This window comes from Pseudomonas sp. RG1 (genome assembly GCF_025910115.1).
Taxonomy (GTDB): Bacteria; Pseudomonadota; Gammaproteobacteria; order Pseudomonadales; family Pseudomonadaceae; genus Aquipseudomonas; species Aquipseudomonas atacamensis.
On sequence record NZ_JAPCIK010000042.1, the window covers coordinates 50,824 to 71,981 of the forward strand.

Genomic DNA, 21,158 nt, shown 5'->3' on the forward strand with positions numbered 1-21,158 from the left:
CTCGCTAAGGCGTTAAACCGCCACCAGGCGCACGCTGGCACCTTCACCGACGCCCAGGGCTTCGGCTGCTTCCATATCCAGCGTCACCGGTTTGCCCGGCGCGTAATCCAGCTCCAGCAACACCGCGCGGTAATCCTGCAACTGTGCGTTAGCCACCAGGTACTGGCGTCCGGCGCCTTTGACCGGCTCGCCGATCTTCACCGGCACCACGCGGCTCTGGGCGATCGAACGGATCCCGGAAACCCGCGCATGCAGGGTCGGGCCGCCGTCGAAGATGTCGATGTAGTGATCAGTCTCGAAGCCTTCGCGCATCAGGATGTCGAAAGTGATCTGCGCACGCGGGTGCACCTGGCCCATCGCCTCTTGGGCGGAATCCGGCAGCAGCGGCACGTAGATCGGGTAATGCGGCATCAGCTCGGCAAGGAAGGTGCGGCTTTTCAGCCCGCACAGGCGCTCGGCCTCGGCGTAGTTGAGGTCGAAGAAGTTACGCCCGATCGCATCCCAGAACGGCGAATCGCCATTCTCGTCGCTGTAACCGACGATCTCGGTCACCACCGAATCGGCAAAACGCTCCGGGTGGCTGGCGACGAACAACAGGCGGCCACGGGAATTGAGCTCGGCCCACGGCGATCCGACCAGCTCGCGCTGCACGTAGAAACTGGTCAGCAGGCTGTTGCCGGTCAGGTCGTGGCACTGCGAGAGCACGTGGATCTTGTTGTGGATCTTCAGCTCGCGGGAGGCGTGGACGAAAGTCTCGTTGCGGAAGCTGTAGAACGGCTCCGAATAACCGGCGGAAGCGACGATGGCCGAGCAGCCGACCAGTTTGCCGGTGCTCGAGTCTTCGAGGACAAAGAAGTAACTCTCTTCACCGTTGAAGCTCACTTCGGCGGCGAACGAGGCTTCGCTCGCGGCGATCTTGTCGCTCAGACGTTCCACGTCATCCGGCAAGGAAGTGACACCAATCGGGCTGTCCGCAGCCAGACGCTGTACCTCGCCCAGATCAGCCATTTGCGCGGGGCGCATCACCAGCATGGTGTCACTCCTTTCTCTTCAATATTCACAGAAAAAACCGGGCCCACATAAAGATCGATGCAGGAATGGGACTTGTGGCGAGGGGATTTATCCCCGCTGGGGGGCGAAGCACCCCCAAAAATCCAGGGCCGCTGCGCAGCCCATCGGGGATAAATCCCCTCACCACAGGTTCAATCCAACAGGTGAATGTGCCCGGTATCAAAAATTGGTTCGGCGCCGGAAAAACTTCAGGCGCCGAAATGTCCATCAGGCTTGCGTCAACTTCGCTGCGGCACGTTCGAAGCGGTCGAGACCGGCGTCGATATCGGCGTCTTCCACCACCAGACTCGGGGCGAAACGGATCACGTCCGGGCCAGCCTGGAGAATCATCAGGCCTTCCTGTTCGGCGGCGTTGAAGATGTCCTTGGCCTTGCCTTTCCACGCTTCGCTCAGCACGCAACCGATCAGCAGACCGAGACCGCGTACCTGAGTGAACAGGCCGTATTTCTCGCCGATCTGTTGCAGGCGGGTCTTGAACTTGTCGTGCTTGGCGTTCACGCCATTCAACACTTCAGGGGTGTTGACCACGTCGATCACCGCTTCGGCAACGGCGCAGGCCAGCGGGTTGCCGCCGTAAGTGGTGCCGTGGGTGCCGACGACCAGATGTTTGGCCAGCGCTTCGGTGGTCATCATTGCCGCGATCGGGAAACCGCCGCCCAGGCTCTTGGCGCTGGTGAGGATGTCCGGGGTCACGCCGTAATGCTGGTAGGCGAACAGCTTGCCGCTGCGGCCCATGCCGGTCTGCACTTCATCGAACACCAGCAGCGCGTTGTTCGCGTCGCACAGTTCGCGGGCACCTTGCAGATAAGCCAGCTCGGCCGGCAGCACGCCGCCTTCGCCCTGGATCGGCTCGAGCACGACCGCGCAGGTCTTCTCGGACACCGCGGCTTTCAGCGCGGCCAGATCGTTGTAGGGAACGTGGGTGATGCCAGTGATTTTCGGGCCGAAACCGTCGGAGTACTTCGACTGGCCACCGACGTTGACGGTGAACAGGGTACGGCCGTGGAAGCTGTTCAGCGCGGCGATGATTTCGTATTTCTCGGTGCCGAAACGGTCGAATGCGACGCGACGGGCCAGCTTGAATGCGGCCTCGTTGGCTTCGGCGCCGGAGTTGCAGAAGAACACGCGCTCGGCAAACGTGGCGTCGATCAGCTTGTGCGCCAGACGCAGGGCCGGTTCGTTGGTGAACACGTTGGACACGTGCCACAGCTTGTTCGCCTGTTCGGTCAAGGCACCGACCAGCGCCGGATGCGCGTGGCCCAGGACGTTGACGGCAATCCCGCCGGCGAAGTCGATCAGCTCGCGGCCGGCCTGATCCCAGACCCGGGAACCGGCGCCACGCACCGGAATGAAAGCGGCAGGCGCGTAGTTGGGAACCATTACCTGGTCGAAATCGGCGCGTTGTACCGCAGCGTGCTCAACGGACATCGGAGTCTCCTGAAGAGGAACACCCGCCTGGAACTGGCGAGCGATGAGGGGATTGTAAGGACAGTTGGGTGCCCGGCCTTGTCGCCAAGCGACAACTTCTTATAGCGCAAACCCCGGATTTTCCCGGGTTTACGGCAATGCGACATATAGCGTCGCAAAGGCGCAGTTTACCGGGCGCGGCCGATTTGCGGCAGGCCGCGCAGGATACCAAGTCAGCCCCCACGGCAGAGACATAAATATCTACCGCACGGGGGGCGCTTGCTGCTGATTTGCTGAGGGTTCTTCCCAACGCCAAGGAATGGCCATGCATTTGTCTGAAGCACCCCCATCGGCAATCCCGGATGACGCAACTGACGCGCACCATGCGGACGAGCATTATCAACCACTGAAAAACGCGATTCCCGCCTGGCTGGGCGACACCTCAGCCACTCGGCGAGAAGCACTGAAAAGCAGCCTCCCGCAGCAGTCGGCCGCGCTCAAGAACGCGCCAGCCGAACAGCATGCGCTGATGAAAAGCCTTGGGGCGGCGCATATCAGCGCCCAGAGCCGGGTCGATAAAAGCCTGGAGCACTTGCAGGACGCTGCGGCCTTCGCCGAGCCCCTGCTCAAGGCCGAGCTGAAAAGCTGCTTCGATCTGGAGCTGGATGTCAGAAACACCTACGTGCGCCTGTACATTCCCGCCACCACCCCGTGGTTTCCGATTCGCACCGGCGCCCGAGCCTGGTCCGTGTCACTGCTCGAGGCTGCGCTGCATAACTTCGAAGACAGGGAAACCGAAGACAACGCCTTCGAAGCCGAGTCGACATTCACCAGCGCCCCCTCGGCCACAGGGCAGTTTGAAACCCTGCCCGAGATCAAGGCGAAACTGAGCATTTCCGCTTTCACAAAACTGTGCCGTCGACTGGATATCGGCGCCCAATACAAAGCCAGTCTGGAAGACAATCTGGGCTATTCCGATCCGATGGTCGCGTCGGTCTTGCGCGGCAAAATCGACGCCAGCCAGAAGGCCGCGATGAAGGCTGCCCTGCAATGGGCGCGGATGAACCGCGATGTCTCGGAAAACGCGTTACGCACGATCGAGGCCATGCTCGACGGCGTGAAAGGCCTGCATGTGCATGGCGCCCCGCTGCTGTGTCATGACATGACGATGCTTTGCGCACCGCTGACCGGCATCGTGGTATTCGCCCCGGACCTGTACATGACACGCAACGCAGCGCGCGTCGTCGCCTACGTCCCGGATGACCCCGAACATCCGTTCAAGGAGTACGCCTCGCCATTGGAAATGGTCGTGGAACTGACGCGCCAGTTGCGCTCCAGGGACTATCAGCAATTCTTCAGCCGCTTCGTCAACCACGACCAGCGCGGTTTCTTCTTCAGCACTCTCAAAAGCCGGCTGAGTGAAATCCGCTGGCATCCGCACGAACCCGGCGACCCGCTGCCGGCGTGGCGCGAAGCCCCGGTGGAGCGGCCCGATCTGCAGACTGCGCTGACGCCGTTTTACGACGATGTCTGGCAACACCTGTACCAGGCGAAGCTGAACAAGATTTTCAATGACGCCCGAACCATTGCCGTACCGACTGCCCTGGTTGATCAAAGGGCGCGCTGGGCATTCTGGGATTCGCTGGTCAACATCCTCTCTTCCATCGCCCAGATCGCGGCGATGATCGTCGCGCCGTTCGTGCCGGTGCTCGGTGAAGCGATGATGGCGTACATGGCCTATCAGATGCTCGATGAAGTATTCGAAGGCATTGTCGAGTGGGCGCAGGGACGCACGACCGAAGCGGTCGAACACTTGATGGGCACCGTGGAATCAATGATCCAGTTGGGCATGTTCGCCGTCGGCGGTGCGATTGGCGCGGCCGAGTTTCGCAAGGTATTGCCCAAGGAAATCGTGGCGTTCATCGACCGCTTCAAACCGGTACAACTGGCCAATGGTGACACCCGCTATTGGCAACCGGATCTCGAACGCTACAAACATCCGCAGCGCCCGACTGCCGATTCGCAACCCGATGCGCTGGGTCTGCATACCCATGAAGACAAGCGCCTGCTGCCCCTGGAGGACGCACATTTTGCAGTCAGGGAAAGTCAGGTGCCGGGGCAGTACCGCATCGAACATCCGAGTCGCCCCGACGCATACCAGCCGGTGCTGCGCCACAACGGCGAAGGCGCCTGGCACACTGAACTCGAGCAACCGCTGGAATGGGATGGCGCAACCGCGCTGCGCCGTATCGGCCCTGCGGTCGAAAGCTTGTCCGCGAGCGAGCGCGAAACCGTCCTGCAGATCAGCGGAACCAGCGAAGACGCGTTGCGCAAAATGCATGTCGAGCAGGAAAAGGTCCCGCCGCTGCTGGCCGACAGCATTCAGCGCTTCAAGCTTGATCAGCAGTTGCAACGTTTCATCGACCAGCTCGACAGCGATGACGCTGAAGTTTTTTCGCTCGCCGACCCGACCATGCAGCTGCAGGTGCTCAGCGAATACGGTCGCTGGCCAAGCGACAAATGCCTGCGTCTGCTCGATCGCCAAGGCGAGCAACTGTGGCAATCGTCTGCCGACACAACCCTGCCCGTGACCGAACTGCGCCAGGGCGAACTGATCGGTGGCGACGTGCTCAAAACCCTGCTCCAAACCCTCGACGAGACGCAGATCAAAGCCTTGCTGGACGAGCCCTTCGCCGGACCGACGCCGTCCATCGAGGTCCGCAGCCAGAACCTGCGCAAGCAAGTGGCGGACCTCGCCAGACGCAACACAAGCGCGCTGTTCGAGTCGCGTTATCAAGCCCTCCAGCACCTCGACGACCCGCTGGCGGCACGACTCAAGACCCACCCTCCGCAATTGCCGGCCAGCATTACCCGCGAACTGCTCGATACCGCGACCGGCAGCGAACTGTTGCAAATCAGCGAAGGACAGTTGCCCCCGCGCCAACAGACGCTCATGCAGATGGCCAGTGACGAGGTGCGCGTTGCCCGCGCATATGAGGGCCTTGAGCTGGCCTCGGTGAGCAACCCCGACTCTGACTCTCTGGCGCTGCACAGCCTCAAATTGTTGCCGGGCTGGAGTGGTGATGTACGCATCGAAATCCGTGACGGGCGCTACGAGGGCGCATTACTGGACACCATCGGCCGTGACGATGCGCCCGAATACAAGGTGCTGGTTCGCCGCGACGATGGCCAATATCAACCTTATGACGATCGTGGGCAGCAGCTGCACTCATTCACTGATTTCTATTCCAGCCTGTTGTACGCATTGCCCGACAGCGAGCGCCAGAGCCTGGACCTGCGCATCGGTCAGAGTCAGGCGCTGAAGGCGGCCATTCGCGAACGTACGCTCGAGCGCCACGAGTGGCGTGAAATGATTGCCGATACGCCGTCCCGAGCGCCGACTGTCGACACCCTGCGCCTGCTGGGGACCGATGGTTACGCCCATGCTCCGCGTCCGCCGCGTCCCGCTTACCAGCCACACACCCTCGAAGAAGACATCCGCGTGCTCTATCCACGCATGTCGAATCATGAGATGCGCTTTCTCGCCGAAAGCATGCGCAGGAGTCCCGCAGGCCCGCGCGCAGAGATGCTTCGCTTGCAAAATGACTACTTGCAATTACAGAACGAGCTGCATGTCTGGGCCAACAATCCGCCCGCCGTACACCCGGAAACCGGCACGGCGCTGACGCCGCTGGAGAAGCGCGCCGAATTCCAGAATCGCAGGCTGCTCAGGGAGCAATTGCTCAAAGCCTGGAGGCGGGAGCACGTCACGGGTATCAATCAACAGGGCTTCGCCGCCGGATACGCGTTGCGCCTTACACCGGCGGTGATGGGCGACTTGCCGGTGTTGTCAGCGGACTTCAGCCATATCACCTCGCTCGCCATTGATGGCAGCCCGATGACCACATCTGTCGACAGCTTTCTGCAGTCCTTCAGTCAGTTGCAGAATATTGATGCGCGCAACCTCAATCTGCCCAGCCTGCCGCAAGCACTGACTTCAATGCCCTCGCTGCGCGAACTGCGTTTACGCGATTGCCGAGTGAGCCTGACAACGGTCACAGAGTCGGTGCTGGCTTCCTTGCCACAACTTACCCTGCTCGATCTGCAAGGCAATGCGCTGGGCTTGCCGCCGGACCTGCACGCGATGCCTTCGTTGCGCTACGTCAATCTGTCGGACACCGGCATTCATACCGTGCCCGACGATCTGCTGGATCATCCGCGATTGATCTCGGCGCAATTCGATCGCAACCGCATCACGCGGATACCGGAAAAGTTCTTCAACCTGGCCAGCTCCCTCAGCGACGGTTACACCTTTGCAGACAACCCGTTGACCGCGGCCTCTCGCGAACGGGTCAAAGTGTTTTACGAGCACACCGGCAAGCACTTCGGGGTCCGGCCTGTGCAGGAGGATCTGCAGCGCACCATCGCCTTGTTCCCTTCCCTTGACACCGAAGGCGCGACACGGGTTTTGTACCGATTGCCCGGGCCATTGGCCGAGTGCGGAGCACAGTTGTCACGCTGGGAAAATGAGCTCGGCGTTCTGAATCTCGAACTCAGCCAATGGATCAACCAGGCCGCCGTGACTACCGCCGAATCGGGAGAACGTCTGCCGCTCGAGACGCAGACCCGCGAACTGGATGCCAGGCGAGACTTTGCGCAACAGATCGAACAATTCTGGCGCAGCCCGCCCACGTACCCGCGCCTTGAAGAACTCAGGGCAACGGCGGCCTTCAGTGGCGATATGCCGATACTCAGCACCGGTCTGGAGCGCGTTACCCGGTTGAACCTCGTTGGCAACGCCAATATCACCGCCGCCCTGCGCTTCGTGGAGTGCTTGCCCAACCTTGCCAAGCTGAAAATGAGCGGCTTCGAACTGGAACCGCTGGCGCTTGGCGAAGCAAAACTGCCTCGGCTGACCGATCTGGAGCTGAAGAATTGTGGCGTGGTCATGACCCCGGAAAACCAGGCTGCGCTGCTGTCACTCACCGCCCTGGATACGCTGGACCTGAGCAACAATCCGCTGGGAACGTTCCCCGACCTGAACCTGTTGCCGGAATTGTTCCATCTCGACCTGTCCAACTGCGGGTTGACCGTCGTTCCCGAAGGACTGAGCAGCCATCCGGGGTTACGAATCGCAGCCCTCTCGGGCAACCGCATCACGCAATTGCCGGAGGCGCTGTTCGACCTCCCCGCCGAGCGCAGTGACGGCATTGACCTTGCCGACAATCCGCTATCGGCAGCAACGCGCGATCAGATCAAAAACTACTTCCGCATCCATCGAAACGACTTTGACGTCCTGGCGCCTGAGCAGGATGTCAGCCTCGCCCGGCAGCTGTTTCCCGGTTTGAACAAGCAGGAGGCCAGCGAGATGATCTACGACTTGCCCGGCAATCTGGGCGACAGCCGCAAACAGCTCCTTGGCTGGAAAGCGGAGCAGCAACAGATGCGCGATGACCTGACCCGCTGGGCCTCGGCAATTCCGTCCGCGCACCCGGTCACAGGCCAGGCCTTGAGCGTAAGCGAGCATCTGGCGCAACGATCCGCACGCTCGGACTTCAAGCAATTGCTGGAGGATTTCTGGAGCGAAAGATCGATGGGAAGCGGCAAGCGCAGCGCATTGTTTGCGGCAGACCTGAAGTTTCTCGGCGAAATGCCGCGCCTGAGTGTCAACTTCGATCACGTGACCAGCCTCAAGCTCACCGGCAACGTGACGACCGCCGGACTGGAGCCGTTCGCTGCCTTGTTCCCGAATCTTCAGACGCTGAAATTGAAAGCCTTCACGCTCTATGACATACCCTCATTCGTCGGCCGCCTGCAGTATCTCAAAGAGCTCAAACTGAATGACTGCGCGCTGACACTGTCACCTGCCGGGCAGCAACTACTCGGCACCCTGCCCGAGTTGCGGCTGCTCGATCTGAGCCACAACCCACTGTCAAACGCGCCCGATCTGACCACCCTGCCCAAGGTCACCAACTTTTTACTTGGCCATACCGATCTGACCAGCGTGCCGAAGGGCATCGCCGAGCATCCGCTGCTGCGAGAGCTCTCGCTTGCCAACAACCAGATTACCGAGCTGCCGGACGCTATCTTCAGCCTGAAGCCCGATAAGGCCGACGGCATCTATCTGAACGACAACCCTCTGTCGATAAATGCCCGCGAGCGCGTCAAGTTCTACTACGCGGCACACGGGCGCAACTTCCGGATCAAGCCGCCATCGGCTGACATTGCCATGGCGCAGAGACTGTTCCCGCGACTTGGGGAAAACGCTGCGATCAACATGATTTATCGCCTGCCCGGGACATTACAGACCGGCACGGCGCAACTGATCAGGTGGGAGAGCGAAATCGCCCGCATGATTGGCGATCTCAACGCATGGCGTGAGCGTCTGCCAGTCAACAATCCATCGACAGAACGGCCATGGACTGCGCAGGAAAAAGCCGCAGAACTGACCGAGAGACAAAAATTCAGCGAAAGCCTCGAACAACTGTGGCGCGGCAGGCGCACCGACAATTCAGCACTACGGTTCAACACCTTCAATGCCAATGCGGCATTTACCGGTGAGTTACCGCAATTGGCTGCCGACTTCAGTCACATCTCCCATCTCAGTCTGCAGGGCAATCCGGCACTGAAGGTTTCCGACGGCTTTCTCACCAGCTTCAGCGGATTGCAGGGCCTGGAATTGCAGGATTTTTCCCTGGGCCAGATGCCGCAAGCGCTGCAAAGCCTGCCGTCGCTGGAAACGTTGATGCTGAGCAAGTGCCAGATCACACTGGATCCTGAAGGACAAGCGGTCTTGTCCACGCTGACCCGCTTGAAATCTCTGGACTTGTATAGCAATCCGCTGCAGATCACGCCCGATGTGTCGGCACTGCAGAACCTGACGTTCATCGATCTGACCAGCACCGGAATCGATAGCGTCCCTGCCGGCCTGGAACAGCTGCCGCAGCTGGAAGTTGCGTTGCTGAGCGACAACAACATCATCGAAGTGCCGACGGAGCTGACGCGTTATTCCGGTCGCGGCGTTGAACTGGGCGCCAACCCGTTGTCGGTTGCTTCCAGAGAACGTGTCAAAGCCGCTTTCCAGGCCAAAGCCGACAATTTCGGTGTCTGGGTCCAACAGGACGACATCGATCTGGCGCAAAGCCTTTACCCGTCGCTGTCCGGCTTCGATGCCAACGATCTGGTCTACAAGCTGGCGGGTACGCTGGCCGATGGACGTCTTGAGCTGATGCGCCGCAAAACCGGCCTCACCAGCCTGCTCGAACGCCTGGATCGCTGGGCAAACGAGATCCCCAACGATCCTGGCACGCAGATGCCACTGGCGAACGACGCGGCAGCCAGGGAAACACGCAATCGCCAACATTTCAGGCGAGATCTGGAAACCGACCTGCGCCGGGCGCCCACGTACATCATGGACCCAAGAGTTACCTGCGACATTTCGTTCACCGGCGAGCTGCCGGCGCTGGCCGCAAGCTTCGACCATATCGAAGAGTTGCGACTGACAAGCGGAGCGTCCGCGCCGCCCAGGGTCGATCAATTGTTGGCGCTTTTTCCCAAACTCAAAAGCATCACCATCCGCAAATATCCGTTGCGCGAGGTTCCCCCCAGAATCTTCGGAATGGACAGATTGCACAGCCTGTATCTGCCTGGCTGTGAAATCACGCTGACTGCGCAGACCGCAGAAGCCTTCAGAATGCTGAGAAACCTGAGATCCGTGGACCTGAGCGACAATCCGCTCAACATGGCTCCGGATCTGAGTCATTTCCCGCAGATGACCGATGTGCGTCTGGGCAATTGCGCCTTGAGCAAGGTGCCTGACGGTCTGCTCGAACTGCCTCGATTGATGTACGCGGACTTGTCCGGGAACGCGATTACCGAGTTGCCGGTCGGGTTTCCTTTACAGCCCGGCGAGGTGCTGACCGAATATGCCTTCGGCGACAACCCGCTGACCGCAGAAAGCCAGCAGCGCCTGCAGCGTTATGAGGCGGCGTATCAACTGCGCCTGGCGGAGCGACAGGCGAGCAACGCCACCGTGTATCAGTCGTTTGAGGACTTCCATGATTTTTCCAGCAGCATCGACACCGATTGAACTCGGCCCGCGCTCAGCCACGCTCCGGCGGCACTGACGACAATTCGAACGGGCTGCTGCTGCGTCGCTGGTTGCGATCTTCCCGCGGCGTGGCACCGAAGAAATTGCGATAGGCGCTGGAGAAGTGCGGCCCCGAGGAGAAGCCACAGGACAGGCCGATCTGGATGATCGACTTGCTGGTCTGCATCAACATCTGCCGGGCCTTGTTCAGGCGCAGTTCCAGGTAGTACTGGCTCGGCACGCGGTTGAGGTATTGCTTGAAGATGCGCTCCAACTGCCGACGGGATACGCACACATGCTGGGCGATTTCGTCGGTAGTCAGCGGCTCTTCGATGTTGGCTTCCATCAGCAACACCGCCTGGGTGAGCTTCGGATGGCTGGAGCCGAGGCGATTCTGCAACGGAATGCGCTGACGCTCACCGCCCTCGCGGATGCGCTCGACCACCAGTTCTTCCGACACCGCACCGGCCAGTTCCGCACCGTGATCGCGGGCCAGCACCGCCAGCAACAGGTCGAGCACCGACATGCCACCGCAGGCGGTCAGGCGGTCGCGGTCCCAGTCGAACAGATGGCTAGTGGCGATGACTTTCGGGAAGCGCTCAGCGAAATCGTCCTGCCAGCGCCAGTGCACGGCGGCGCGATAACCGTCGAGCAAACCGAGCTGGGCCAGCGGATAGACACCGGCCGACAGACCACCGATCACGCAACCGGCACGCACCAGTTGCTTGAGCGCACTGCTCAGCGCCGGCGCCAGGGTGGTCGGCGGCTCGTCAGCGAGCAGGAACAGTTTCTGGAAATTCTCAAGCTTGCCGGCCCAGGGTTCGCCGGGCAATTGCCAGGCCCCTTCGCTCTGCGGCTCGGCCTGCAAGAACGACAGTTCGTAAACCACGTCCGGGTGCACCCGCTGCGCAACACGCAAGGCCTCCTCCGCCAGCGCCAGCGTCAACGCTTTAGTGCTGGGCCAAATCAGGAAACCAATTCGATGGGCAGTCATGGGCGGGCAATCCGAAACGAACAACGGTGATGAAGGCATGGGCCAATGCTAGCCCGGAAATGAACACAAATCCTGAAACCGGTGAAGATCAGAATGTGGGAGCGAGCCTGCTCGCGAAGGCGGTGTACCAGTCAACATAATTGCTGGCTGTTCTACCGCTTTCGCGAGCAGGCTCGCTCCCACAGGGGATCTGAGCCAGCCAGAAGATCGCGAAGCATGACCTAATCTGGTGCACAACGGCAGCCCTGATTTATTTCAGGCTGCCCGACAGGAACTGCTGCAAGCGTTCCGACTGCGGGTTGACCAGCACTTCGCGCGAGTTGCCGCTTTCTTCGACGACGCCTTTGTGCAGGAACACCAACTGGTTCGACACTTCACGGGCGAAGCCCATTTCGTGGGTCACCACGACCATGGTGCGGCCTTCCTGCGCCAGCGCCTGCATGACTTTCAGCACGTCGCCGACCAGTTCAGGATCGAGGGCCGAGGTCGGTTCGTCGAACAGCATCACTTCCGGTTCCATCGCCAGCGCCCGGGCGATCGCCACGCGCTGCTGCTCGCCGCCGGACATGTGCCCCGGGAACGCGTCTTTGCGATGGGCCACGCCAACCTTGTTCAGGTAGTACTCGGCTTTCTCCCGGGCTTCGTACTTGGGTACGCCGAGCACGTGCACCGGTGCTTCCATGATGTTTTCAATCGCGGTCATGTGCGACCACAGGTTGAAATGCTGGAACACCATCGACAGGCGCGAACGCATGCGTTGCAGCTGCTTCGGATCAGCGGCTTTCAGCGCGCCGTCCTTGTTCGCCACCAGTTTCAGCTCTTCGTTGTTGAGCAGGATCTTGCCGGCGTGCGGCTGCTCGAGCAGGTTGATGCAACGCAGGAAAGTACTTTTGCCGGAGCCACTGGAGCCGATGATGCTGATCACATCGCCGGCGGCGGCTTTCAGGGACACGCCCTTGAGCACTTCGTGACTGCCATAGCGTTTATGCAGGTCTTGGACTTCAAGTTTGTACATGCGGTCGGTTCTCACAAAAACAGTCAGTCAGTCGTTGAGCAAGCGCCCGTGACGCAGCGCTTCGCGCCCCGCCACCTTGGCCAGCCAGAAACCGGGTTGGGCATAGCGCAGCCGTTCAATGGCAAACAGCACCCCGGACGTACCAGCACATACCGTGCTGACCCGATCGGACACAGGGTCGATCACTTGAAAAATCTCATCGCCCGCCTCGACCCATTCGCCGGGCCTGCGGGAAAAACTCACCACACCGGGGTGTGGCGCAAACAGCAATTCGGTGCCTTCGAACGGCATGCCTTCGCACGGTTCGAAGGCCGGGTCCGGCCACTCGCCGGTGATCAGGCCTTGCTCGGCAAGGAACGCCAGAATGCCTTCGGCATAAGCCTCGGCTTCGACGCGGCCAGTGTCGGCCTGCCCGCCCAGCTCGATGGTCGTCGCCAGACACGCCAGCGGAATCTGCGCCTCGGGAAACTGCCGCGACAGGCGCAGCCACGGCAACGAGCAGGCTTCATCGAACGAGCTGCCGCCGGAATCTTCCGCGAGCAAACCAACCTTGACGTTCAGGTGCGCCGACAGCGAACGCCACTGCGGCCAGTGCTGCGGCAGCGCGTACATGTGCAGCGCGGCTTCGGCATCGCAGTGCAGATCCAGCACCACATCGGCGGTGCAGGCGTGACTGAGCAGCACACGCTGCATGCCCTGCAACTGGCTGCTCGCTTCAGGCAATCCGGCCAAGTGGTCGGCCATTGCCTGGCGGATCAGGCGCACGTTGGCATGGGGATCATCACCGAGCTTGTCGCCCAGTGCCGCCGCGACCGGCGCGCTGAGCTCGACGAAATCACGGTTGAAATTCTTGCCGCTGCCCGCCTCGAAACGACCCTGGAAATTGCCTTGCAGCAATTGCCCGAGACCGATCGGATTGGCCACCGGCACCAGCTCGATCACGCCGTTGAGCAAGCCTTGGGCTTCGAGTTCGCCGAGGCGCTTTTTCAGCTCCCAGGCGGTGCGCATGCCCGGCAGTTCATCGGCGTGCAGGCTGGCCTGGATGTAGGCCTTGCGCTCGCCGCTGCCGAAACGGAAAACCGAAACCTTGCGCTCGCTGCCCAGGTGGCTCCACGGCAATACGTGGTCGATGCGTTGCATATCAGTGCTTCCGTGGCGCGAGGTAGCTCAACCAGCGACGCTCAGCCAGTTTGAACAGCTTGACCAGAATGAAGGTCAGGCACAGGTAGAACACGCCAGCGGTGATGTACGCCTCGAACGGCAGGTAGAACTGCGCGTTGACGGTACGTGCCGCGCCAGTGATGTCGATCAAGGTCACGATCGACGCCAGACTGGTGGTCTGCAGCATCATGATCACTTCGTTGCTGTACTGCGGCAGCGCGCGGCGCAGGGCCGACGGCAGCAGAATGCGCTTGTACAGTTTGAAGCGCGACATGCCCATGGCCTTGGCCGCTTCGATCTCACCGTTCGGCGTGGCCTTGAGGCTGCCGGCAATGATTTCTGCGGTGTAGGCGCTGGTGTTCACGGCAAAAGCCAGACAGGCACAGAACGTTGCGCTGGACAGCCACGGCCACAGGAAGCTTTCGCGTACCGCTTCGAACTGGGCCAGACCGTAGTAGATCAGGAACAGCTGCACCAGCATCGGCGTGCCGCGAATCACGTAGGTGTACAGCCACGCGGCCCCGTTGACGAACGGGTTTTTCGAGACGCGCATCAGCCCCAGCGGCAACGCCGCGAGCAAACCGAAGAACAGCGACAGCGCGAGCAGTTTGAGGGTGGTCAGCAGGCCGCTGAAGTACAGCGGCAGTGCCTCCCAGATGACGTTGTAGTCGAAGATCATAGATCAGCCGCCCTTACGCCTACCGAGTAGCGCTTCTCAAGGTGACGCAATGCCAGCAACGAAACACTGGTGATCACCAGGTACATCGCCGCCACTGCGAGGAAGAAGGTGAAAGGCTCGCGCGTGGCATCCGCCGCCTGCTTGGCCTTGAACATCATGTCTTGCAGACCGACCACGGAAATCAGCGCGGTGGCCTTGGTCAGTACCAGCCAGTTGTTGGTGAAGCCGGGAATCGCCAGACGAATCATCTGCGGCACCATCACCCGGAAGAACACCTGAAAACTGCTCATGCCGTAGGCCATGCCTGCTTCGGCCTGGCCCTTGGGGATCGCCATGAACGCGCCACGGAAGGTTTCCGAGAGGTACGCACCGAAGATGAAACCGAGGGTGCCGATACCGGCGGCCAGCGGGTTCAGGTCAATGTAGTCGTCATAGCCGAGCATCGGCGCGACGCGGTTGAGCAAGTCCTGACCGCCGTAGAAGATCAGCAGGATCAGCACCAGATCGGGAATGCCGCGGATCACCGTCGAATACAGGTCGCCCAGCCACGCCAGCCAGCGCACCGGCGACAGGCGCAACGCGACACCGATCAGCCCGAGAACGATGGCCAGAGCCATGGACGACAAGGCGAGCTGAAGCGTCAGCCATGCGCCATCGAGGATGACAGCCCCGTAGCCTTTCAACATGATTCAGGTCCTCGAAAGTTGGGATGAAAAAATGGCGCAAACCGCAGAGATTCTGTTGCTTGCGCCATTTCGGACTTGTCGCAGAGACGTCTTACTTGCCGTAGATGTCGAAGGCGAAGTACTTGTCCTGGATTGCTTTGTATTTGCCGTTTTCGCGGATGGCCGCGATGGCAGTGTTGATCTTGTCTTTCAGGGCGTCGCCCTTGCGCACTGCGATACCTACGCCGTCGCCGAAGTATTTGACGTCGGTGAAGGCCGGGCCAACGAACGCGAAGCCTTTGCCGGCGTCGGTTTTCAGGAAACCATCGTCCAGCAGGGTGGCGTCAGCCACGGTACCGTCGAGGCGACCGGCAGCCACGTCGAGGTAGATTTCGTTCTGCGAGCCGTACGGCTTGATCTCGGCGCCCAATGGAGCCAGAACTTCGCGGGCGAAACGCTCGTGGATCGAACCACGCTGTACGCCGATGTTCTTGCCTTTCAGCTCAGCCAGACCTTCGCTGACCTGAGTGCCGGCCTTCATGACCAGACGCGCCGGAGTGTTGTAGTACTTGTTGGTGAAGTCGACCGACTTCTTGCGATCTTCGGTGATCGACATCGACGACAGGATGGCGTCGATCTTGCGTACTTTGAGAGCCGGGATCAGACCGTCGAACTCTTGCTCGACCCACACACACTTGACCTTCATCTCTTCGCACAGCGCGTTGCCGATGTCGTAGTCGAAACCGACGATGCTGCCGTCCGGTGCTTTCGAAGCGAATGGAGGGTAAGCCGCTTCGATGCCGATCTTCACAGGTTTTTCGTCAGCGACGGCATTCAGCGACAGCACGGACAGTGCCAGGGCGCCAAGCAGCACAAGTTTCTTCATCTTGGGACTCCATCGGTAAAGGGCAAAAACGGCAGAGTGAGCGACAGCCCAATATGCGAATGGGTGAATCGGAAATCGGTTGCGCATCGGCGGAAATTTCCCGTTGAAACCGCAGGCGATTTCAACGTCAGCCACGATGAGCGAGTGATCGGCATTCTAACGACAGGCCCGAAGCCGATATTTCTTCAATGCGACAACTAATTACAGATGCACCGAGAAAGCGGTTTGAGCTCATTGACAGCCCTGCAAATTCATGCAAGAGCGAAAGACAGTGAACCGATACATATTGCAAGTTGCGGGCCCATTATTCGCAAACCCTTCTAATCCGGCAAGCGCAGCGTAATGTCTTATTTTTCCGCGGGGCTTTGGAGGCTCTAAAACGGCGCACCGCGTTTCCCTTCGCCCCGGTTTGGCGCGGGCGGTTACACATTGGGTTGTGGCGGGTAACAGCGGGAAAGGTCTGACGGTGCAGATCGATAATTATTGGTTGAGTCGCTGATCGTTCCCACGCTCCGCGTGGGAACGCCTCCCTCGACGCTCTGCGTCGGCTTCTGGGACGCAGAGCGTCCCTTGCTGCATTCCCACGCAGAGCGTGGGAACGATCAAAAATGCGCCCGTTTCCTTGTGGGAGCGAGCCTGCTCGCGAAGAAGCCCTCCCAGCCACCACAAACCTCACAGCCATAAAAAAGCCCCGCCCGGCATCACCGGACAGGGCTCCTATGTTTCTAACGTTTAAGCAACATTCATGGTCTTGTGCGTATCAATCAAATGCTGCACCACACCCGGATCCGCCAGGGTCGAGATATCGCCTAAGCCATCGTATTCCGCCGTGGCGATCTTGCGCAGGATGCGGCGCATGATCTTGCCCGAACGGGTCTTCGGCAGCCCCGGCGCCCACTGGATCACGTCCGGCGAAGCAATCGGGCCGATCTCCTTGCGCACCCAGTTCTTCAGCTCCAGACGCAGTTGCTCGGTCGGCTCCTCGCCGTTCTTCAAGGTCACATAGACATAGATGCCCTGCCCCTTGATGTCATGCGGCACGCCCACCACCGCAGCTTCGGCCACCTTCGGATGGGCGACCATCGCGCTCTCGATCTCGGCGGTGCCCATGCGGTGGCCGGAGACGTTGAGCACGTCGTCCACGCGCCCGGTGATCCAGTAGTAACCGTCGGCATCGCGACGCGCGCCGTCACCGGTGAAGTACATGCCACGGAAGGTCTTGAAGTAGGTATCGACGAAACGATCGTGATCGCCGTACAACGTACGCGCCTGACCCGGCCACGAATCGAGAATCACCAGATTGCCCTCGGCCTCGCCCTCGATGATGTTGCCGAGGTTGTCGACCAGCGCCGGCACCACACCGAAGAACGGACGCGCCGCCGAACCCGGCTTCAGCGCGTGGGCGCCCGGCAGCGGGCTCATCATGTTGCCGCCGGTTTCGGTCTGCCACCAAGTATCGACGATCGGGCAACGCGACTTGCCGACATTCTTGTAGTACCAGTCCCAGGCTTCCGGGTTGATCGGCTCGCCGACCGAACCGAGCAGGCGCAGGCTGCTGCCATCGGCGCCTTCAACCGCCGCCTGACCCGAGGCCATCATCGCGCGGATCGCGGTCGGCGCGGTGTAGAGGATGTTGACCTTGTGCTTGTCGATGATCTTCGCCACCCGGGTGATATCCGGGTAGTTCGGCACACCTTCGAACAGCACGGTGGTCGCGCCGTTGGCCAGCGGGCCGTAGACGATGTAACTGTGGCCGGTGACCCAGCCGACGTCGGCGGTGCACCAGTAGATTTCGCCCGGACGGTAGTCGAACACGCGTTCGTGGGTCATTGCCGCATACAGCAAATAACCGCCGGTGGTGTGCTGCACGCCCTTCGGCTTGCCAGTGGAGCCGGAGGTATAAAGGATGAACAACGCTTCTTCGGCGCCCATCTCTTTCGGCGCGCAAACAGTGCCCGCGACCTTCATCAGGTCTTCGTACCAGATGTCGCGATGCTGGTTCCACTTGATGTCGCCACCGGTGCGCTTGCACACGATGACCTTCTGGATGCTGCTGGTTTCCGGGTTGGTCAGGGCGTCGTCGACGTTGGCCTTGAGGGAAATCTTCTTGCCGGCACGGATGCCTTCGTCAGCGGTGATCACCACTTTCGAGCGGCAGTCGATGATGCGACCGGCCAGGGCTTCCGGCGAGAAACCGCCGAACACCACCGAGTGAATCGCGCCGATCCGGGTGCAGGCCAGCATGGCGACCACGGCTTCGGGGATCATCGGCATGTAAATGGTCACCACGTCGCCACGGTGCACGTCCTGACCACGCAGGGCGTTGGCCAGTTTGCACACTTGCTCGTGCAGTTCGCGGTAGGTGATGTTGCGGCTTTCGGAAGGATCGTCGCCTTCCCAGATGATTGCGACTTGGTCGCCGCGCTCGGCCAGATGACGGTCGAGGCAGTTATAGGAAACGTTCAGGGTGCCGTCGGCAAACCACTTGATGTCGACATGGTGATCGTCGAACGACGTCTGTTTCACCGTGGTGAAAGGCTTGATCCAGTCCAGACGCTTGGCTTGCTCGCGCCAGAAGCCGTCAGGGTTGACGACCGACTGCTGGTACATGGCTTTGTAGGTCGCCTCGTCAGTCAGCGTGTTTGCCAGAACCTCGGGACGAACGGGATACAGAGAAGCCGCACTCATCTTTCCTACCTCGGTGTAATAGTTGTTTTTGTATGACCCCGTTGTAGCCGGGTGGGGGCCATAGAACCATTCGACGATGGTAGTAACAAGCCCCTACAAAATGTCCGCATTCCATGTGGGAGCTGGCTTGCCAGCGATGCAGTCAACGCGGTGCGTCAGGCAAATCCCATCCGGCCAGACACCAAGACCTGAATCGATTGTTACCAAATCTATCAAAAGTGTTTATCAAAACCGCCCCTGTTTACCGACACCCCACCGCCCTAAAATTCACCTCGCCAACAAGGCAACCGCGATTAACAACGTTACAGCCCCCACGAAGGCCGTTAATCCAGCTCTCCAAGTAACGCATCAAATACTCAAGCTCCACACGCAACCCTAAAAAGGTTGCGTGACCCCACTCGACCTCAAAAAGGTGAATTAGAAATGAAAGCTTTATTGGTTCTGGCCCTCAGCAGTCTGTGCGCAACCGCCATAGCAGACGAGGTCCCGACTGATGTCGCACAGCAACAACCGGTCATCGAGGAATACACTTACTCCACACATCTGGACATCGCCAAAGTTGTATCGATGAGCGAAATTCCAAATGTCTGCGAAGTTGTACCGGCAAAAATGGAATACGACGACTCCAAAGGCCAACGCCACATCCTGCGCTACAGCATCATGGGCAACGGCTGCACGAACTGAATCAGACTGCACCGAATCGGATCGCTCAGCGCTACATTGAGGGTCTATTCCAGCCCGGCTTCGGTCGGGCTCAGTTGTGTCTGGAGCCGCGAAAAAGGCTTGCAAAACACTAGATATAGTGAAAAACCCGCTTTTCTGGCTATTTTTTAAACAAAAAAACACCTGCCAAAAAATTAACGAAAAAAAATCTGCTCGGGTCGATTCCGCGCAAAGCCCTGTAATCCCTCGGTCGGACCGAAATCCACCCCCTCCTCGGCCTCGCCATGAGCCGATTCGCCGCACCACGCCGGTAAAAATTTCCCTATAATGCCGCCCTATACGGGTCAGCAATATTCCCTTACAGGGAGCAAAAGCCATTCTGAAGCCCCGCAACAGTGCCAGACGCTGATTGCGCCCATCAGAGGCTCTCGGGACCCGTCAAAATTTCTGTTTATTTGCCTGCGTGCAGCGCTGCAAAAAACGACATCCAACGCGGCTTGTTTGGCCGTGTGAAAAACCAACCCTTCAGGTTTCACACGGGCACAAGCCCTCACGCAGGAGACGACACGTCATGCTGAGCTGGGACGAATTCGATAAAGAAGACAGTGAAGTCGCAACCGTGAAAGGCGCCAACGCCGGCCACGCAAGCGAAGCCAACATGGACCGCCTCGACAACGCCGGCGGCGCCGCAGCGCTGGAAGCCCGCGCCGTCACCGCCGACGACTCGGCCGCCGTCGCCCGCGCCAAGGCTGCACTGAACTCCCTCGACGTCGCCGAAGGCCTCGCCGAACTCGAAGGCGCCTCCGCTCGTGTCGCCGTTGACGAAAAGCGCATGATCAACTGCCGCGCCGACCTCAACCAACTCGTGCCATTCAAGTACGACTGGGCCTGGCAGAAGTATCTGGACGGTTGCGCAAACCACTGGATGCCGCAAGAAGTCAACATGACCGCCGACATCGCCCTCTGGAAAAACCCGGAAGGCCTGACCGACGACGAGCGCCGCATCGTCATGCGCAACCTCGGCTTCTTCTCCACCGCCGACTCCCTGGTTGCCAACAACCTGGTCCTGGCCGTGTACCGCCTGATCACCAACCCGGAATGCCGCCAGTACATCCTGCGCCAGGCTTTCGAAGAAGCGATCCACACCCACGCCTACCAGTACTGCATCGAATCGCTGGCCATGGATGAAGGCGAAATCTTCAACATGTACCACGAGATCCCATCGGTCGCGAAAAAAGCAGCCTGGGGCCTGAAGTACACCCGTTCGATCTCCGATCCAAAGTTCGAAACCGGCACCCCGGAAACCGACAAAGAGTTGCTGCGCAACCTGATCGCCTACTACTGCGTTCTGGAAGGCATCTTCTTCTACTGCGGCTTCACCCAGATCCTCTCCATGGGCCGCCGTAACAAAATGACCGGCGTCGCCGAGCAGTTCCAATACATCCTGCGCGACGAATCCATGCACCTGAACTTCGGCATCGACGTGATCAACCAGATCAAAATCGAAAACCCACACTTGTGGGATGCTGAGATGAAGGAAGAAGCGACCCAGATGATCCTGCAGGGTACGCAGCTGGAGATCGAATACGCGCGTGACACCATGCCTCGCGGGGTGTTGGGTATGAACGCGGCGATGATGGAGGACTACCTGAAGTTCATTGCTAACCGTCGTTTGTCGCAGATTGGTTTGAAGGAAGAGTATCCAGGGACTACTAATCCGTTCCCTTGGATGAGCGAGATTATGGACTTGAAGAAAGAGAAGAATTTCTTTGAGACTCGCGTGATCGAATACCAAACTGGTGGTGCGTTGAGCTGGGACTAATAGTCTCGCTCGGCACGA

Annotated in this window: 12 protein-coding genes; 3 read left to right on the plus strand and 9 right to left on the minus strand. The window is 59.9% G+C overall.

All coding sequences use genetic code 11. The features are described from left to right. Positions 1 to 12: 12 nt before the first annotated feature. Both aruF and OK411_RS21270 read right to left on the minus strand, forming a co-directional pair. A complete protein-coding gene (gene aruF / locus OK411_RS21265; RefSeq protein ID WP_024014015.1) occupies positions 13 to 1,032 on the minus strand; it encodes an arginine/ornithine succinyltransferase subunit alpha in 1,020 nt (339 codons plus the stop codon). 246 nt (positions 1,033 to 1,278) lie between these two features. Then, complete coding sequence (locus tag OK411_RS21270; RefSeq protein ID WP_016773586.1) at positions 1,279 to 2,499, minus strand: aspartate aminotransferase family protein; 1,221 nt, start codon at positions 2,497 to 2,499, stop codon at positions 1,279 to 1,281. A 304-nt stretch (positions 2,500 to 2,803) separates the two neighbouring features. Here OK411_RS21270 and OK411_RS21275 point away from each other — a divergent pair, with 304 nt between their 5' ends. Continuing rightward, positions 2,804 to 10,567 carry a dermonecrotic toxin domain-containing protein gene (locus OK411_RS21275; protein ID WP_264365647.1) on the plus strand — a complete coding sequence of 2,588 codons (7,764 nt, stop codon included), beginning with the start codon at positions 2,804 to 2,806 and terminating at the stop codon, positions 10,565 to 10,567. Between the two features lie 13 nt (positions 10,568 to 10,580). Here OK411_RS21275 and argR read toward each other — a convergent pair whose 3' ends face one another. The 7 genes from argR to acs all read right to left on the minus strand — a co-directional run bounded on the left by argR (position 10,581) and on the right by acs (position 18,655). Further along, positions 10,581 to 11,561, minus strand: a complete 981-nt coding sequence (gene argR, locus OK411_RS21280; protein WP_024014018.1) for a transcriptional regulator ArgR — start codon at positions 11,559 to 11,561, stop codon at positions 10,581 to 10,583. Between the two features lie 250 nt (positions 11,562 to 11,811). Next, a complete protein-coding gene (locus OK411_RS21285; protein WP_264365648.1) occupies positions 11,812 to 12,576 on the minus strand; it encodes an ABC transporter ATP-binding protein in 765 nt (254 codons plus the stop codon). 27 nt (positions 12,577 to 12,603) lie between these two features. Continuing rightward, entirely contained in the window at positions 12,604 to 13,716 is a 1,113-nt protein-coding gene (locus tag OK411_RS21290; protein ID WP_217852952.1) for a succinylglutamate desuccinylase/aspartoacylase family protein, read from the minus strand. Position 13,717: 1 nt separating this feature from the next. Then, on the minus strand, positions 13,718 to 14,416 hold the full coding sequence (locus OK411_RS21295) for an ABC transporter permease (RefSeq protein WP_024014019.1): 699 nt from the start codon (positions 14,414 to 14,416) through the stop codon (positions 13,718 to 13,720). Then, positions 14,413 to 15,102: an ABC transporter permease gene (locus tag OK411_RS21300; protein WP_016773583.1), complete on the minus strand. Its 690-nt coding sequence runs from the start codon at positions 15,100 to 15,102 to the stop codon at positions 14,413 to 14,415. Before OK411_RS21300 ends, OK411_RS21295 begins: the two co-directional genes overlap by 4 nt. A gap of 91 nt (positions 15,103 to 15,193) precedes the next feature. Next, entirely contained in the window at positions 15,194 to 15,967 is a 774-nt protein-coding gene (locus tag OK411_RS21305; RefSeq protein WP_024014020.1) for an ABC transporter substrate-binding protein, read from the minus strand. Positions 15,968 to 16,699: 732 nt separating this feature from the next. Further along, on the minus strand, positions 16,700 to 18,655 hold the full coding sequence (acs, locus tag OK411_RS21310) for an acetate--CoA ligase (RefSeq protein ID WP_016773581.1): 1,956 nt from the start codon (positions 18,653 to 18,655) through the stop codon (positions 16,700 to 16,702). Between the two features lie 423 nt (positions 18,656 to 19,078). Between acs and OK411_RS21315 the strand changes: the two genes are divergently transcribed. Beyond that, positions 19,079 to 19,339, plus strand: a complete 261-nt coding sequence (locus OK411_RS21315; RefSeq protein WP_217878696.1) for a DUF2790 domain-containing protein — start codon at positions 19,079 to 19,081, stop codon at positions 19,337 to 19,339. A gap of 550 nt (positions 19,340 to 19,889) precedes the next feature. Further along, on the plus strand, positions 19,890 to 21,140 hold the full coding sequence (locus tag OK411_RS21320) for a ribonucleotide-diphosphate reductase subunit beta (protein WP_016773579.1): 1,251 nt from the start codon (positions 19,890 to 19,892) through the stop codon (positions 21,138 to 21,140). The last annotated feature ends 18 nt before the right edge of the window (positions 21,141 to 21,158 follow it).